Raw genomic sequence first — 16,632 nt, 5'->3', positions numbered from 1 at the left:
TCAAGCAGGTTAATTAAGTCATCAAGAACATTTCTTATTTCAATGTACTTAGATTAGGGGCTTGAGTAGCGATCGTCACCTTGCAGGCTGTTAGGGATTTTTTGATTTTCCAAATACCTAACACCTAACAGGTTGTTAGGTGTTAGGTTGAGAAAGAGCTAGAATTATATTGAATACTTTGATTCTATGGTCATTTAGTTTATTTACTTGATTGATGTTACGTAGAAGGAATTCTTGCCATAGCATGGGTCTGGGGCTGGCATGGGAGCGCAGCCTCTACAGAACATGAATTGTTTCAGGTAGGGGCAAATACCCCCGTGCTTGCCCTGCGGGTTTTAGAAACACAAAATAGCTACGCCATTTTGTGTTTTGGTATTAGACATCTGGGGGCAGAAAGTTGGTCACATTAGAGAATATTAATGGATTTATCAAAATTTAACGAATTGCCTAGGTTTCAAATTAACATTAGTTCCCAATTCGTGAGCTTCTAGCTATGGACAATTTACGACCTGAAACTGAAAATATACCTTTGCAGTCATGGGACTTTAGTGAAGTGAAGACTGAGATCAAGGTCTTAATTGTGGACGACTCGGAAAGCGATCGCACTACTTATGCTCGTTATCTGCAATTAGACTCAGAAAATACCTATAACATTATCGAATCAGAAATGTTAGAAGAAGGGCTGGAAATGTGGCGATCGCAGCAGCCTCACATTGTGCTGATCGAACTGAATTTGCCCGATGGCGATGGCTTAGAATTTCTAGAAGCAATTAATGTAGATAACGCCAGAAATCGAGTGCCTGTGATTATGTTGACAGGACAGGGAAATGAAAAAATGGCTGTAAATGCCATGAAATTGGGGGCGGCTGACTATTTGGTTAAAGGGGACATTACGGCGAAATCGCTCACTACTACGGTTAAGCAAGTACTTCGCGAAACTGTGTTAAGTCAGCAATTACGGCGATCGCAACAACAGCAAATATTAATCTCCGAAATCGCACTGAGGATTCGCGAATCTCTGAACTTAGAAGATATCTCGAACGCAATTGTTAAAGAGGTACGTCAATTTATAAAAGCCGATCGCGCCGCTATTTATCAATTCAACCCTGATATGAGTGGCACAATTGTTGCCGAAGATATTGTCGCTCCTTGGCTGCCCTGCTTAAATATGCAGGTCGAAGATACTTGCTTTCTTGAAAATCTTGGTGGCGCATATCGTGAGGGAAGGTTTTTTGTTGCCAATGATATCTATGCTGCTAATTTGACAGATTGCCATATTAAACTGCTGGAAAGGTTTCAAGTACGTGCCAGTCTGGTAGTACCGATCCTCTTACCAAATGTAGAACAGCAAACTACTTTATGGGGTTTGCTAATTTTGCATCAATGCTCAGCTCCAAGGATTTGGCAAGAGTTAGATATCCAGTTACTTCAGCAGTTATCAGTGCAGTTGGCAATCGGCATTAAACAAGCGATCGCTTATCAACAAGTGCAAACCGAGTTGACAGAACGCAGACGAGTTGAGTTATTACTCTTAGAGCAGCAATTAGAGCTAGAAGAACGTAATAATTTGTTAGAGCTAACAAGTGCGGACTTGGATTGTACTGTGGAAGAATTAAGGGTCACTACGGAAGACTTGATCGCACAGCATCGACAACTAGAATACGAACAGATCCGCTACCAAAACTTATTTAACTTTGCGCCTGATGGTTATCTGGTAACCGATATAACAGGTCGGATAGGAGAAGCCAATCAAGCAATCTTAGATTTGCTTGCGATTAGCCATGAGGCTATTTTAGGGAAACTCTTGGCTAGCTTTATTGTCTCTGATCATTTAGAGATTTTCTATGACCAATTTGCGGCTCTATTAGCTCAAAACAAGTTAGAAGTAACTTGGGAACTTAACATTGCTCCTCGTCAGGGCAATCCTTTCCTAGCCGAAATTATCGTAACTAAAAATATTAGTTCTGATACGAATAACTTTCAACTGTTATGGATAGTTCGTGATATTAGCGATCGCAAACGCGCCGAGCAAACACTACAACAACTTAATCAGTCCCTCGAAACGAAAGTCGCAGAACGCACCCAAGAACTAGGGCAAGTTAATCAACTATTACAAACTGTCCTTGATGCGTTCCCATTGTCAGTATTTTGGAAAGATCACCAATCAGTCTATTTGGGATGCAACCAACTATTTGCCACGACATCTGGAATCAAGTCACCCTTGGAAGCGATTGGTAAAAGCAACTTTGACTTTTCCTATACAGAAGAAGAAGCGCTTGCCTATCTTGCTGATGATCAACAGGTGATGGAGTCTGGCTTAGCGAAACTGAATATTGAAGAAACGATAACCTTGCCATCTGGTGAACAGCAATGGATACAGACTAATAAAGTTCCTCTACGAGATGCAGAGGGGAATGTGATCGGCGTGATGGGGTCTTTTCAGGATATTAGCGATCGCAAACGAGCGGAAATTGCCTTACAACGTAGTGAAGACCGTTTTCGGCGAGTGTTTGATTCTAGTGTCGTTGGTATGCTCTTTGCTGATTTTCAAGGACATATTACCGATGCCAATGATCGTTTTTTAGAGATGCTTGGCTATACCAGAGAAGATTTCCAAACTGGGGTGATTGATTGGATGGCGATGACTCCTCCTGAATACCTAGAGAAAGACTATGCTTGTATGGAACATTTGATCAAACATCGGCAAATTGATCCTTGGGAAAAGGAATATTATCGCAAAGATGGCAGTCGTATCCCTATCATCATTGGGGCAGCTTTATTGCATGGTACTAATAATGAAACCATCTGTGTGATTCTAGATATTAGCGATCGCAAACAATCAGAAACTCAGTTAAAACTAGCTAATCAAGAACTTCTCCGCGCCACTAAGCTCAAGGATGAATTTCTCGCTAACATGAGCCACGAACTCCGTACACCGCTAAATTCTATCTTAGGATTATCAGAATCTCTTCAAGAGGGGATTTTAGGCTCACTGAACGAAACCCAATTAAAGGCGATCGCTACAGTTGAGGCAAGCGGCGAACATTTGCTATCCCTGATTAATGACGTTCTCGATCTATCAAAAATCTCAGCAGGGATGATCGAACTAGATATTGAATCAGTGTCAGTCGCAAATCTCTGTAGTTCTAGTTTAGTCTTCATCAAGCAGCAAGCATTTAACAAGAGAATCCAAATCCATAGCCATATTCCTCCACATATAGATAACATCAACATCAATATTGATGAACGGCGCATCAAACAAGTATTAATCAACCTGCTGACAAATGCCGTCAAATTTACTCCCAATGAAGGAAGGATCACTCTGCTCCTAGCCGTCGGTAGCGGTCATACATGGCAGGGAGAAGCGACAATTCCCCAAAGACTTAGAGATATGAAGTCGCCGATGATTGTATTTCAAATTGTTGATACTGGCATTGGCATTGCCCCTGACGATTTACAACGACTCTTCCAGCCATTTGTTCAGGTAGATAGCGCTCTCAACCGCCAGTATGAAGGCACGGGCTTAGGACTTGCCCTAGTCAAGCAAATTGTCGAACTGCATGGTGGTCAAGTCACGGCGGAGAGTGAAGTTGGCAAAGGTAGTTGCTTCACATTTGTCCTACCCTATATTCCGTCTCAGCCTAGCATTTCCAAATCTGAACCAACCTCCACAGATCTACAAGATTCACTATCACAGGACGTACAGACTGAAAATGCGATCGCGCCACTTATTTTACTCGCCGAAGATAATGAAGCAAATATCCAAACCTTCACCTCTTATCTGAACGCCATCAATTACCGTGTCATCGTCGCCAAAAATGGGGAAGAAGCGGTTGCTATGGCGAAGGCAAATTCTCCAGATATCATTTTGATGGACATTCAAATGCCTATAATGGATGGGCTAGAGGCGATCAGTCAAATTCGATCTGACACAAAATTTGCCTCAGTACCAATTATCGCCTTAACGGCTCTGGCGATGGAAGGCGATCGCGAAAGATGTTTAGCCGCAGGTGCTAACGAATATCTCAGTAAACCGATCAAACTCAAGCAACTTGCAACTGTAATTCAACAGCTTTTATCGTCGCTTTAACTTTGAATTTTGAATAGAGGAAGCATGTGGATACAGCCATAATCAAATCATCTAAATTATCTGAACTAAAGTCAGCAATTATTCGTGAACCGTTGATCGTTAATGCTGAAGCAACTGTCATGGAGGCGATCGCCTTAATGAGTAGTGGGAGAGCGCAATGTGATGCGGAGAATCATAGCGACAATCATCAGCAACAATTTCAGCAAGAGGCAAGATCTAGCTGTGTCTTGGTATTAGAAGATGAAAAGTTGATCGGTGTAGTGACCGAGCGCGATGTGGTACGCCTCAGCGCTCAGCAGCAAGACCTTAATCGTCTATTAGTCCAAGAGGTGATGGGTCATCCTGTGGTTACTATGCGCGAGTCTGACCTTACAGATTTATTGTTAGCAGTCAACCTACTTCAGCAATACCACATTCGCCATTTGCCACTTCTCGATGATCGAGATCTCCTTGTGGGAATGGTAACTCATGAAAGTTTACGCCAAATTTCTCGACCCATCGATCTCATGCGGCTGCGATTGGTGTCTGAGGTGATGACTCCTGATGTAGTGAGTGCTGCTCCCGATCGCTCGATGTTGGAGATCGCACAAATGATGGCAGGGCAGAAAATTAGTTCGGTGATGATTGTTGAGACATGCATTACTGATACCTCCCTACAGATTCCTGTGGGCATAGTGACCGAGCGTGATGTTGTGCAGTTTCAAGCTCTAGGATTAAACCTTGAAACCTGTATCGCGCATACGGTGATGAGTACGCCGATTTTTGCGGTCACGCCAGAGGATAACCTATTGACGGTGCAGCAAATTATGGAGCAAAGGTTGGTTCGGCGCTTGGCGGTGACAGGTGAATTTGGCGAACTATTAGGAATCGTCACTCAGACCAGTTTGCTCCAAGCCTTAAATCCGATTGAAATATATAATTTAGCCAAGGTTTTAGAAGCAAAAGTAGAACAACTAGAATCAGAAAAAGTAGCTCTGTTAGAAAATCGCAATATTGAGTTAGAACTTCAGGTTGGAATTACTCAACGTATCCGTCAATCCCTCGATCTCCCAATAATTTTTGATACCGCTTGTCAAGAAATTCAGCAATTACTGCAATGCGATCGCGTCGGTATTTTTAAACTCGATCCTGATTCTAATTTTGATGATGGCGAATTTGTTGCGGAATCCGTTGCCGATGGATTGTTCTCCGTCATGAAAGTTCGCATTCCTGACCATTGCTTTGGCGAAGGCTATGCCGCCGCCTATGCCCAAGGTCGAATACAGGTCGTGAATGATATAGATAACGCTGGTCTGATGGACTGTTACCGTATTGCCTTAACCAAGCTTCAGGTAAGGGCAAATCTAGTGATGCCATTATTACGTGGCAACAACCTATGGGGCTTGCTATGCATCCATCAATGCGCTAACACTCGCCAATGGCAAGATCATGAAATTAATTTAGTCCAACAAATTGCGAATCAATTAACGATCGCTATTCAGCAAGCTAGTCTATATTCGCAATCTCAACAAGAAATTGCGGAACGCCAACAAGCTCAACAACAATTAACAGAAGCCAATCAACAACTCGCCCGTGCAACCAGACTCAAAGACGAATTTCTCGCCAATATGAGCCACGAACTGCGGACACCGCTCAATTCGATTTTGGGAATGAATGAAGCTCTACAGGACGAAATATTTGGCAGTATTAATGAGCGTCAGCTTAAAGCATTGCAAACCATTGAGAGTAGCAGTACGCATCTTTTAGCATTGATTAATGATATTCTTGATGTTGCCAAAATAGAGTCTGGACAAGTCACGCTAGAGCTAACAGCGACAGATCTCGACAGCCTCTGCAATTCGAGCTTAGCATTTATCAAGCAGCAAGCATTAACAAAGCGAATTCAATTAATAACGAGAATTCCTAAGTATTTACCAGAAATAATGCTAGATGAAAGGCGGATTCGACAAGTCTTAATCAATCTGCTAAATAATGCTGTTAAATTTACTCTAGAAGGAGGGACAATCACGTTAGAAGTATCACAAGTTCAACTTGAAAGTAGTACAACTAATCTAACGCCTCTAAATTACATAAAGATAGCCGTGATTGATACTGGAATAGGACTCTCGGCAGAGAACATCCAGAAGCTGTTCCAGCCTTTTATCCAAATCGATAGTGCGCTGAACCGCCAATATAAAGGTACTGGATTGGGTTTGGCTTTAGTCAAAAGGCTTGTAGAACTTCATGGAGGAACTGTAGAACTGACAAGCGAGGTGGGAGTCGGTAGTTGCTTTGCGATTAATCTTCCCATTAATATCGGCGATCCAGCAATCGAAGAACAAACTGAGCAGGACTTGTCAGGACAGTCTCAGATCGGTCAAAGCCAAACTGAAGGACTAATTTCACCCTTAATTTTGCTGGCAGAAGACAACGAGGCTAATATTGCTACATTCTCCTGTTACCTCGAAGCTAAGGGCTACCGCATTTTATTGGCAACTGATGGACAACAGGCGATCGATTTTGCCAAAGCAGAGCAGCCCGATTTGATTTTGATGGATATCCAGATGCCAGTTATTGATGGATTAGAGGCAATTAAACAAATTCGTCTCGATCCCAATTTAGTTAATATTCCGATTATCGCCTTAACGGCTCTGGCTATGGCAGGCGATCGCGATCGATGTCTAGCAGCAGGAGCTAATGACTATCTCTCTAAACCCGTCAAGCTCAAACAACTTAATCTCTTAATTCAGCAAGTTTTAGAATCCGTAAAATAAAAAACCGACCAAACCCAAGAAGACGAGTGGCGGTGCGAAGCACCGCCACTCGTCTTCTTGAATTTTATATAGCTTTCGCCATTCTTGTTAGGACATAAAACCCAAATAGTGAGAGGCGGCGCTTTGCGCCGCCTCTCACTATTTGGGCTCAAATTAAAACCCAAGAATTGAATGGCGGCGCAAAGCGCCGCCATTCAATTCTTGGGCTTGGCGACAGCTATAAAACTACACTTTTGGTAACTGGTACTGCGCGATAATTCGCTTCGCAAATTCAGGGACGTGGGCTTCTAGTTTTTTGGGATAGTTGCGGCGCACGTAGAGATAATTGCGGACAAAGTGAGAATCTATGGAAAACCGCCCATATTCCAAACCTTTTGGTCCAATTTTATTCACTACAAAGCTAATGATCCAAGCTAGCCAAATTGGTAAAGTCACTGCTTGATCGTATGCCGAGATACCCTGTTGCACAGCCGCACGGCGATCGCCTCCAGAGATCACAGGCTGAGTCTGCAATTGATCCTTGATTAACTCCAGCATCTCTTTGCCAGTCTCGTTTCGCACCACGATCCATTGCCAGCCAAAGGTTGCGCCCATATAGCCCACAACGATATCAGCGAGAGCATTGGTGTAATCAAAGCAAGTCATGCAGGATGGCGCAAATACATCCTTGAGTTCCTTTGTATTTAAGCCAAAGAAAGGTACTAACTCCGTCGAACCATCGGAATGCTTGAAATGCACGTTAAAGTCCTGCATGAATTCATAATGCACTACCGTTTCAGGCGATCGGCTGGTGGTATCCAGAAATTTCTGTAACCCTTCTCGCGTGACATTATCCGTACAGGGTGTCCCCAATACATAGAGTTTTTCTAAGCCCAGTTTTTTCTCGACGGTGCGTAAAGCTTGAATTTGGCAACCTACACCGATCGCCAAAAGCCTCTTGATCCCCGACTGCTCGATCTGCTCTAAAACTGAAAGATTGGGCGAAAGTGTCGGTTTATTCACCCGCGCCGCCAAAATTTCCTCACGATTTCGGGCAATTATAGGCTGCGGTTTAAAGCGATCATCTTTGCTTGATTGCACACAAACTACACCTTCAACCAAGCCACGCTCTAACATCTCGATCGCTAAGGTAGATACAATTCCCGTCCATTGCGCTCCTTCAATGGGTTCAGTTTTACGGGCGGCGATCATTTCTTGGTGTACACCAAAGTATAGTTCTTGCTCATTATCAAGATCGCGCGATCGACCGTGGGACTGAGTTTCGAGTTCGTCAATATGCTGTGTGATAAACGCGCAAGCCTCTTTGACATAATGAATGTAATAGGTATCACAGAGACCACACTCACTGCATAATTCTTTCGCAGGACGACGCTTTGTATCTGCAAGGGCTTTGGCTTTGCGATGGGATGGGGCAACCGACATTTTGCTATTTCTGACTAAATTGATCTTGCTAGATCATAACTTTTTTGGGGTGTTGAGGATATCTGAGAACGCAAAGCATTCTTCTTAGCTTAGACAAAGGGGGCGCAAAGCGCCCCTCTCTGTTTAAACTAAAGGAATTGAGATACAAAGCTTTGTACCTACATTTTCTTGGCTTTGAATGACGACGTTACCGCCATAAAACTCAACCAAAGTCTTTGCTAAAGACAAACCTAATCCAATACCTTGTTGTTCATAGAATTGTCGCTCAAACTGGATAAATGCACCGATGTTAGCGATTTGTTGGTCATTCATGCCCCGTCCATGATCCTGTATCGTCAACACCCATGCTGTGTCAATAATCTGACTATTGATCACTACCTTGCTGCCTTGTGGAGAATATTTAAAGGCATTATCGATTAGCTCTTCTGTGATTTTAGTCAAATCTTCTGACGAGACGGCTAGATCTACATTAGTAAGATTTAGCTCTAGGTCATCCAAGCGATCGTATGATCTCGCCTTGTGATCGACTAAATTGCTAATAATCATTTGGCTACTACAGGGATAAGTTGAAGTAAATAGAGTCTGACCATGCGATCGCATCACCATTAATCGGCTATAAAGTAGATAGTTTTGGATCAGACGATAGAGACGCTTCGCCGACTTATGAATACCATCCGCATATTCATAAACTTCATCGGGAAGTAGCTCTTCATTTTGCATCATCATCAATTCTGACAGCCCCATAATTCCTGAAAGTGGAGTCTGCAACTCATGGGGTAGAGATAACGTAATGCTAGTTCGCAATGCTTCCATTTTTTCCTCAATGCGTTTGTCTATAGCCTGTTGCTTGCCTAGACGCACAGCGATCGCTTCTAGCAATTCATCCTTTGTACAGGGCTTTTCTAAATAATCATCAGCCCCCAAAGCCATACCCTTGCGAGTACTACGCCGATCCATCATCGAGGTTAAAAATAAAAAAGGTACAGTACCTAATGCTTTATCTTGGCGTAATTGTTCGAGGACTTCATAGCCATTGAGGATTGGCATCATTACGTCACAAAGAATCAAGTCGGGATGTCTTTGACTTGCCAGATTTACGCCTCTTTCCCCGTTTTCCGCCGTAATGACTTCAAATCCTTCTAAAGAGAGGAGGTCTTCCAAGGATTCTCGAATTAAGTCTTCATCTTCGATGACTAGTATACATGTCATGCTTTTGACCGTTTTTATTCACATATTACCCATTTAGTGTTATAGCCGATCAACTACAGCTATTTCCGAATTAAACGAATTACAGCAATTTTCATAAAATCCTCGCGGAGCAAGGATTTTATGAAAATTGCTGTGTTCGGGATTAAGCGCAAAGGGTAGTAAGTTTGCTTAGGAAACTTAAACCTCAAAATTAAGGCGTTAATATACCTGACACACCATGTAAATTTTCACCCCCCTCATTCCCCCCTTGGGAAGGGGGGAAGTCTAAGTTCTCCCCCTTCCCAAGGGGGAGTTAGAGGGGGGGTAGAGATTTGGTGCGTCAAGTATATGAACCCCAAAACAAAGTAGCGGCGCAAATCGTTGCCACGCTATTTTGAGTAGCTATCTAGTAAAATTGTGAAAATTGAGCCTTTAGGTTGATTATTGGTCACCGAGATCACTCCATGATGTGCTTCAACCATCATCTTACAAAAAGATAATCCTAAGCCAATTTGGGAAATACCCGTCACAATATTACCAACTTCATACTTTTCAAAAATTACTTGTTTTTGTTCGGGACTGATGCCAATACCACAATCAATTACTTCAATCTTGATCAGATCTTGGCGATCGGGATTTTTGGGTAAACTTTCGACTCTGAGGATAATCGAACTTTGCTGAGGGGAAAACTTCAGCGCATTATCCACTAAATTGTCCAATACACGGCGAATTAAGTGCATATCACCAGATATATAGGCTGGTTCTGGGGGGAATTCACCTAAGATTTGAATCTGTTTATTGGTAGAGATAGCTTCAAAATCCTCAATCACTGACTTTGCGATCTCGGTTATATCAAATTTACTATGATTGAGAATAAGTTTATTAGCCTCGATTCTACCGATGGTTAAAATGTCATCCACCAGCAAACGCATTTGCTCAATTGTTTGACCAATTTGGGCAATTCTCTTTTTAGCGCGATCGGGTAGATCCAAGACTTTGAGAGAGTCACAACCTAATAAGATGCCAATTAAAGGATTACGAAGATCATGAACTATGGTTTGCATCATTTCTTCGCGCAACATAATTGTCCGTTGGATGTGATCGTATTGCGACTTGATCCGCAACATCGATCGCACACGGGCGCGGAGTTCCGTACTGTTAATGGGCTTACTAATAAAATCATCGGCTCCTGCATCAATGCAACGGGCGAGATCTTCTTTATCCGATAGAGCCGTAACGATAATAATCGGAATATGCTGCCATTGGTGATCGTTCTTAAGCCTTTGACAGACCTCGATGCCGTCCATATCTGGCATCATTACATCTAGTAAAACCAGATCGGGATTAATGCTCTCAAGAGAGGCGATCGCATCGGCTCCACTGTCCCGATGGTGCAGATCATATCCCTCTTTAAACAGCAAAATCTCAATCACATCAAAATTAGCTGGCTCATCATCTACAACTAAAATTACTTGTTTATTGCCCATACTGTTCATATTTGGCTTAAGACGGCGCTAATAGCTATCTACAATACTTTGCTCAAACCCGAACCAAGGAATTTTTGGAAAGTGGTAGAAAGTACCACTTCCCAAAAATTTCTTGAGATTCGTTTGATCGTTAATTACTGTAACTTTACAGACATAGGTTATACCAACTCAAAAAAAGTTGTCACACTTTTTTAAATTACAACTCAAACCTAGCAAGGGTTTTAAAAACACAAAGTGACTTAGCCATTTTGTGTTTTGGTATTAACTGACTATATCTTCTATTCTGACAGGTTTTCATTTACCATGGCTTAAGTACTTGTACAAAGTAATTTATCTAAATTTTGTAAGGTTGTACCCCGTAGGGGCGCAACCTTACAAAATTCGGGTTTGCAATTAATTTCGCGGAAATAGCCCATGACTTCAGATGTCAAAACTCTAGCAGCGATCGATGTTGGCACAAATTCCATTCATATGGTGATTGTGCAAATTCAGACTTCGATCCCTAGTTTTAGTGTGATTGAGTCAGAGAAGGCGACCGTGAGACTAGGAGAGCGCTGCGCTCAAACAGGAAACTTGACTGAAGATGCGATGAAGCGATCGCTAGAAGCTCTAAAGCGCTGTCAAGAGATTTGTCGTACTTTTAAGGTTGAAGAAATCGTGGCTGTAGCGACCAGTGCGACAAGAGAGGCTCCTAATGGGCATGATTTTATCCGCCGCATTTATGAAGAAATAGGCTTGCATGTTGAAGTTATCTCAGGACAGGAGGAAGCCAGACGCATCTATTTAGGTGTCATTTCGGCGATGGAACTCAAGGATGAGCCGCATCTTCTGATTGATATTGGGGGTGGTTCTACGGAAATGATCTTGGGCGATGGTCGCGATCCGATGCATCTTAGTAGTACGAAGATTGGCGCTGTTAGGTTAACGGATTTGTTTGTCAAAACTGATCCCATTTCCCAAACGGAATACGATCGCCTATTGGGTTATATTCTTGGTTCGATTGAGCGCCCCACCGATGATTTGAGATTGTTGCTTAAGAACAAACTTGAGGGTAAAACGTTAAAGGCGATCGGTACATCTGGCACTATTGAGACGTTGATCTCTTTACATGCCAAGGAAAAGCTAGGATTAGTTCCTAATCCTCTGCAAGGTTATGAGCTTCCCTTTACTGATTTAGAAAATATCGTCTGGCGGTTACGTCGAGCGAATTTAGAAGAACGCACAGTCATGGTTCGGCAAAAGAGAGCCGAGATTATCCTAGCGGGAGCTGTAGTTCTTTTGGAAACCATGCGCCTCTTGGGAGTTCCCAAAATCATGCTCTGTCAGCGAGCCTTGCGTGAAGGCGTGGTGGTGGATTGGATGATCCGTCATGGCTATATTGAGGATGGGTGGCGCTATCAAAGCACAGTTCGCGATCGCAGTATTCTCAAACTTGCTGATAAATATGGCATTGATACGAAATACGCCAAACATGTGGCGGAACATGCGCTGAGCTTATTCGATCAAACAAAGGGGATTTTCCATGAGTGGGGTGATGATGAGAGGCATCTGCTCTGGGCGGCGGCGATGCTGCATAACGCAGGGCATCACGTTAGCCACGATGCTCACCACAAGCATTCCTATTATTTGATTCGTAATGGTGAGTTATTGGGATATACCGAGTCTGAGATTGAGGCGATCGCCAATCTCGCTCGTTATCACCGTAAGAGTGAACCCAAGAAAAAACATGACAATTTCCAGCGTTTAGATAATGAGCATTTAAAGTTATTTGTACGTCAAGCGAGTACGTTTTTGCGTTTAGCGACAGCCCTTGATCGTCGGCAAATTGGCGCGATCGCCACGATTCGGGTAGTTTGTAATCCGCGTACTCGTACTTGCTCGTTACAACTCACCCCTAGGCAGCCCCATGATCCCTGTACCCTAGAGCTTTGGAGTCTTGATTATAAGAAACAGCCCTTTGAGGCTCAGTTTAACGTTACGCTGTCAGTGTCCTTAGAGTAGAGAGGGTTGGCATTAATCGCCAACCCTCTCTACTAATGAGATTTATGTTATGGAAGGCTCCCTCTCTTTAATCATTATTATTGCGATCGCCGCAGGTATTTTTGCCCGTGTCATAGCGAATTTTTTTCGTGTGCCGAGCATTGTATTTCTGCTGATTTTTGGCGTGGCACTGGGGGGGAATGGCTTAAATTTGGTGCAGCCGCGCCTATTGGGGGATGGCTTAGAGGCGATCGTTTCGATTTCTGTGGCTCTGATTTTGTTTGATGGGGGACTGAATCTGCAACTAAAGGAACTGGGTAAGGTTTCGGCAAGTTTACGCAATTTAATTACAATTGGAACCTTGATCACCCTAATTGGTGGTGGGATTGCCGCCTATTGGTTGAGTGAGTTTCCTTGGACGATCGCCTTTTTATATGCGGCTTTAGTCGTAGTCACTGGCCCCACGGTCGTTAATCCAATCGTGGAAGAAGTGGGACTCGATCGCCGCCTTGCCACAATTTTAGAAGGGGAAGGAGTGCTAATTGATGCGATCGGTTCGGTGCTAGCCGTGGTCGTCCTTGATGTTGCCTTAAACCCAACTTCTAGCGCCTTTGCGGTGGTTAGTGACTTGGGATTGCGGCTAGGGGTTGGCGGTGTGTTAGGGGCGATCGCTGGATGGTTATTGGGTAAATTTTTGCAACGGGCTACATTTCTTGCCGAAGATACTAAAAGTGCGGTGGTTGTGGCGGCGGTATTAGGGCTATTCGGCATTGCTCAAGAAATCCAAAGTGAATCGGGACTAACAGCCGTGGTCTTGATGGGAATCGTCTTACGGGCTTCTGACATTCCCAATAGCCGCGCCTTGCTTAAATTTAAGAGTCAACTCGTGGCTCTCATGGTTTCCGTTCTATTTATTTTACTCTCAGCAAATCTTTCCATTCCCAGTATCTTTGCCCTTGGCTGGGGCGGGGTGCAGACAGTTCTCTTTCTAATGTTTATTGTCCGTCCGATCAATGTGATTGTCAGCACATGGAATAGCAGCTTCACTTGGCGACAAAAAGCTTTCTTGTCATGGTGTGCGCCGAGAGGAATTGTGGCGGCTTCGGTCGCTTCGCTCTTTTCGATTTTATTAACCGAACGCGGAGTCAATGGTGGGGAATCGATTAAGGCGTTGGTCTTCCTGACGATCGCGATGACGGTGTTTTTGCAAGGACTATCCGCCAAATTGGTGGCAAAACTTCTAGGACTCAATCAGCCTGATATTTCTGGATTGGTGGTTGTTGGCAGTAATCCAATTGGGATTTTGGTGGCGCGACTATTTCAAGCGAATGGACAACGTGTAGCAATCATTGACACTAGTGCAGAACTTTGTAAACAAGCTGCTGAGTATAATATTCCCGCTTTTGTGAGCAATGGTTTAGATGCGAAGTCTCTGGCTGAGGCAGGGCTTGACTCGGTGGGAACCTTTGTGGCGCTGACGATTAATACCGATGTGAATATCGTGATTGCTCAAATTGCTGCAAAGGAGTTTAATCCGCCTAAGGTATTTGCTGTTTATATCAAAGAGGCGGAGAGCGATCGCAATGGTGAACCTGAAGTCCAGCAAGCTTTTAGCGCCCGTGTTCCGATTAAGACTTGGAATCAATATGTTCTGCAACGGGAAGTAAGAGTTGGCGAATTTTTGCTCACGGAAGAAGAACTGCAAGAGCAGTTAAATCGTTTTAATACGATGTTTAATGCAGGAATATTACTGCCATTGCTGTTTGAGCGCAAAGGTCAATTACAAATTGTATCCGCCGATATGATATGGGAAAAAGGCGATCGCATTTTATATTTGCTATATACTCCTAAAGCTTTACCCCCTGCTCCATCTGAAGTTCTCCCACCCAATACCCTAGACATTACGCCAATGGTTCTTTCGGATCTGGACATTGCCCAAAAGACTAGTGATTCTAATGGATTTGGTTCACGCAGTAAAAATGATGAGGTTGTTTCTAGCCCAGATTATTTCTTGAAGATGGCAAAGGATATTTTAAATAGGCGATCGCCTTAAATGTAAAGCAATTGATTAGCAATTTCATCGGCTGTCAGGGTATCGAGAAGCATGGCAACCCTTTCGGCAATTTCATAGGGGTTTCTCCGTTTGGCGATTATGATTCCTGCGTGTGTCTGGTTGTTCAAGACATAACTCGTATGTAGTTTTTCAAAATCGAGTCGGTTGTGGGTTAGCATACAACGCCCCATTGATGCTGCGAAAGCTAGTTGTTGGGGATCGAGTTCGCCTAAAGTTCTCTGCTGTCTTGCTGTAGTTGCGTCCAATCCTCTAGCGATGAGTAGGGTGGCAACTAGAATATCCACATCTTCATCGATGTAAATTTGAGCAAAAATAGTCATCTTTGATTTAGTCTTGCTTTGATAAGTGGATGCACTAGCTCATCGGGGACGTGATTGCGTTCGATGTATTCGTTGATTTCTGCTTGGTTGTCTAGGTAAAAGCTAAGGGCATCAAAGATTTGTGCGAGATTTAGGTGTGGTAAGTGTAATGGAATCTCTTCTGGTCTAATTCCTAAGCGCCAGTTTTCAACGATCGCTCTAACGGGTGTTCTGGTTCCTTCGATGATTGGTTCACCTGAGAGGATTTCAGGGTTACGGGTGACATGACGGGAGATAGTTGCTGTTTTCATGTGGGTTAGCTTTCTAATTTGCAAACTCTAGATTGATCGATTAGAGGATATCGACTCTGATAATTTTTACCATTGGATTTCTCCTCGCACTAGTTTTTCTTCGTAGTCTTCTAGATTTTTGAGATAGTCGTGAAGGTCTGCAAATACTTGTCTAGCAGGATAGCCAATTACTTCGCCACTGGTTAGATCGCGATCGCGTGCTTCAACTTCTTCGAGCCAGCCGTTTGTAATGCGATCGCTCAGAAGTTCTTCTATTTCCTGACGCAAGGCGCGATAGTTGGACATATATTTAAGCTACTCCATAGCCTGTATAGGGTCTTTTGTAGGGAGGATGTAAACCTAGAACAATGTCTTCTCTGGGAATACCGAATTCTATTAACTCTTGTCCTACGTCAATATCAGTTGTGTTTTGCTGTAGCCAGATTTTTCCGTCTTTGATGTCGAAATGCAGAACCGTATGATAGACACGCTTCAAGCCTTTCCAGCCAATACGCATCAGTTGATAGCGATCGCGCACGGTGTCAAAAATCAACTCACTCTGTACATCGTCTTGAATTTTAAAATGACTATGCCTTTCCAGAAGATTTTGAATGTATAGACGGTAATTTTCTAGTTTATCCATTTGATTATCTCCTCAGCGATGGGTTCATAAACAATCAGCTTTAATTGATAGCGATCGATTGATGCTTGGGCAAAGCTGCTTTGAAAAAATGTTTCGTAGGCATCTAGGGGAATTGCTAAATAAAGTTGGCGATCGGGTTCATTTACTTCTAGCATAATTCTATAGTTTAGAAATTGCCCCAGTGCTGTATGAAAGTCGCTAATGGCGGATGTGCTGATGAAGCTTTTAATTTCAACTGCAATTTTTTGTTGATCTCGTTCGGCGGCGATCAAGCGCTCGGCAGCTAGGTCAATCTTAACTTTAACTTCTTCCCATTCAAGTTCTAGGGGGTCGTTAGTTATTTGCCAATGGTCTTTTTCTAACCCTCGTCTAACTGCATCATGAAAGAGATCTTTTGCTGACATTT

General features: G+C 43.2%; 12 protein-coding genes. 4 read left to right on the top strand and 8 right to left on the bottom strand.

Features of this window, described 5'->3' with window-relative positions; all coding sequences use genetic code 11:
- The first annotated feature begins 493 nt into the window (after nt 1-493).
- Nucleotides 494-4,090, top strand: a complete 3,597-nt coding sequence (locus tag VB775_RS03080) for a response regulator (protein ID WP_281007234.1) — start codon at nt 494-496, stop codon at nt 4,088-4,090.
- Between the two features lie 26 nt (nt 4,091-4,116).
- Nucleotides 4,117-6,843, top strand: coding sequence for a CBS domain-containing protein (locus tag VB775_RS03075; protein WP_281007235.1), 2,727 nt, complete (start codon nt 4,117-4,119; stop codon nt 6,841-6,843).
- A 225-nt stretch (nt 6,844-7,068) separates the two neighbouring features.
- Here VB775_RS03075 and VB775_RS03070 read toward each other — a convergent pair whose 3' ends face one another.
- The 3 genes from VB775_RS03070 to VB775_RS03060 all read right to left on the bottom strand — a co-directional run bounded on the left by VB775_RS03070 (nt 7,069) and on the right by VB775_RS03060 (nt 10,940).
- Nucleotides 7,069-8,265 (bottom strand): Coenzyme F420 hydrogenase/dehydrogenase, beta subunit C-terminal domain, encoded by a 1,197-nt coding sequence (locus VB775_RS03070; protein WP_281007236.1) that lies wholly within the window; start codon nt 8,263-8,265, stop codon nt 7,069-7,071.
- A 123-nt stretch (nt 8,266-8,388) separates the two neighbouring features.
- Nucleotides 8,389-9,474 carry a hybrid sensor histidine kinase/response regulator gene (locus VB775_RS03065; RefSeq protein ID WP_281007237.1) on the bottom strand — a complete coding sequence of 362 codons (1,086 nt, stop codon included), beginning with the start codon at nt 9,472-9,474 and terminating at the stop codon, nt 8,389-8,391.
- Between the two features lie 368 nt (nt 9,475-9,842).
- The gene (locus VB775_RS03060; protein ID WP_281007238.1) at nt 9,843-10,940 is read right to left on the bottom strand and encodes a response regulator; all 1,098 of its coding nucleotides are present in this window, start codon (nt 10,938-10,940) and stop codon (nt 9,843-9,845) included.
- A gap of 414 nt (nt 10,941-11,354) precedes the next feature.
- On the opposite strand from VB775_RS03060, the gene VB775_RS03055 reads away from it, so the two are divergent.
- Together VB775_RS03055 and VB775_RS03050 are read left to right on the top strand one after the other, a co-directional pair.
- Nucleotides 11,355-12,941 carry a Ppx/GppA phosphatase family protein gene (locus VB775_RS03055; RefSeq protein ID WP_281007239.1) on the top strand — a complete coding sequence of 529 codons (1,587 nt, stop codon included), beginning with the start codon at nt 11,355-11,357 and terminating at the stop codon, nt 12,939-12,941.
- A gap of 49 nt (nt 12,942-12,990) precedes the next feature.
- Nucleotides 12,991-14,973 carry a cation:proton antiporter gene (locus tag VB775_RS03050; protein ID WP_281007240.1) on the top strand — a complete coding sequence of 661 codons (1,983 nt, stop codon included), beginning with the start codon at nt 12,991-12,993 and terminating at the stop codon, nt 14,971-14,973.
- On the opposite strand, the gene VB775_RS03045 is transcribed toward VB775_RS03050, so the two are convergent.
- The 5 genes from VB775_RS03045 to VB775_RS03025 all read right to left on the bottom strand — a co-directional run bounded on the left by VB775_RS03045 (nt 14,970) and on the right by VB775_RS03025 (nt 16,630).
- Nucleotides 14,970-15,314 carry a DUF5615 family PIN-like protein gene (locus VB775_RS03045; RefSeq protein WP_281007241.1) on the bottom strand — a complete coding sequence of 115 codons (345 nt, stop codon included), beginning with the start codon at nt 15,312-15,314 and terminating at the stop codon, nt 14,970-14,972. The genes VB775_RS03050 and VB775_RS03045 overlap by 4 nt on opposite strands.
- Nucleotides 15,311-15,604 carry a DUF433 domain-containing protein gene (locus VB775_RS03040; protein ID WP_281007242.1) on the bottom strand — a complete coding sequence of 98 codons (294 nt, stop codon included), beginning with the start codon at nt 15,602-15,604 and terminating at the stop codon, nt 15,311-15,313. Before VB775_RS03040 ends, VB775_RS03045 begins: the two co-directional genes overlap by 4 nt.
- A 66-nt stretch (nt 15,605-15,670) precedes the next feature.
- Nucleotides 15,671-15,889 (bottom strand): hypothetical protein, encoded by a 219-nt coding sequence (locus VB775_RS03035; protein ID WP_281007243.1) that lies wholly within the window; start codon nt 15,887-15,889, stop codon nt 15,671-15,673.
- Nucleotides 15,890-15,893: 4 nt separating this feature from the next.
- Entirely contained in the window at nt 15,894-16,226 is a 333-nt protein-coding gene (locus tag VB775_RS03030) for a XisI protein (protein WP_281007244.1), read from the bottom strand.
- The gene (locus VB775_RS03025; RefSeq protein WP_281007245.1) at nt 16,214-16,630 is read right to left on the bottom strand and encodes a XisH family protein; all 417 of its coding nucleotides are present in this window, start codon (nt 16,628-16,630) and stop codon (nt 16,214-16,216) included. The genes VB775_RS03030 and VB775_RS03025 overlap by 13 nt, the downstream gene beginning before the upstream one ends.
- Nucleotides 16,631-16,632: the final 2 nt, after the last annotated feature.

The sequence above is a fragment of the Pseudanabaena sp. CCNP1317 genome, from assembly GCF_034931345.1.
In the GTDB taxonomy this organism is placed as follows: Bacteria; Cyanobacteriota; Cyanobacteriia; order Pseudanabaenales; family Pseudanabaenaceae; genus Pseudanabaena; species Pseudanabaena galeata.
Note: the sequence above shows the minus strand (reverse complement) of the source record. Positions and strands in the feature narration are given on the sequence as shown.

Coding starts and splice junctions, on each gene's coding strand:
- VB775_RS03080 (WP_281007234.1), top strand. CDS start 494: ATGGACAATTTACGACCTGAAACTGAAAATATACCTTTGCAGTCATGG.
- VB775_RS03070 (WP_281007236.1), bottom strand. CDS start 8,265: ATGTCGGTTGCCCCATCCCATCGCAAAGCCAAAGCCCTTGCAGATACA.
- VB775_RS03065 (WP_281007237.1), bottom strand. CDS start 9,474: ATGACATGTATACTAGTCATCGAAGATGAAGACTTAATTCGAGAATCC.
- VB775_RS03060 (WP_281007238.1), bottom strand. CDS start 10,940: ATGGGCAATAAACAAGTAATTTTAGTTGTAGATGATGAGCCAGCTAAT.
- VB775_RS03055 (WP_281007239.1), top strand. CDS start 11,355: ATGACTTCAGATGTCAAAACTCTAGCAGCGATCGATGTTGGCACAAAT.
- VB775_RS03050 (WP_281007240.1), top strand. CDS start 12,991: ATGGAAGGCTCCCTCTCTTTAATCATTATTATTGCGATCGCCGCAGGT.
- VB775_RS03045 (WP_281007241.1), bottom strand. CDS start 15,314: ATGACTATTTTTGCTCAAATTTACATCGATGAAGATGTGGATATTCTA.
- VB775_RS03040 (WP_281007242.1), bottom strand. CDS start 15,604: ATGAAAACAGCAACTATCTCCCGTCATGTCACCCGTAACCCTGAAATC.
- VB775_RS03035 (WP_281007243.1), bottom strand. CDS start 15,889: ATGTCCAACTATCGCGCCTTGCGTCAGGAAATAGAAGAACTTCTGAGC.
- VB775_RS03030 (WP_281007244.1), bottom strand. CDS start 16,226: ATGGATAAACTAGAAAATTACCGTCTATACATTCAAAATCTTCTGGAA.
- VB775_RS03025 (WP_281007245.1), bottom strand. CDS start 16,630: ATGTCAGCAAAAGATCTCTTTCATGATGCAGTTAGACGAGGGTTAGAA.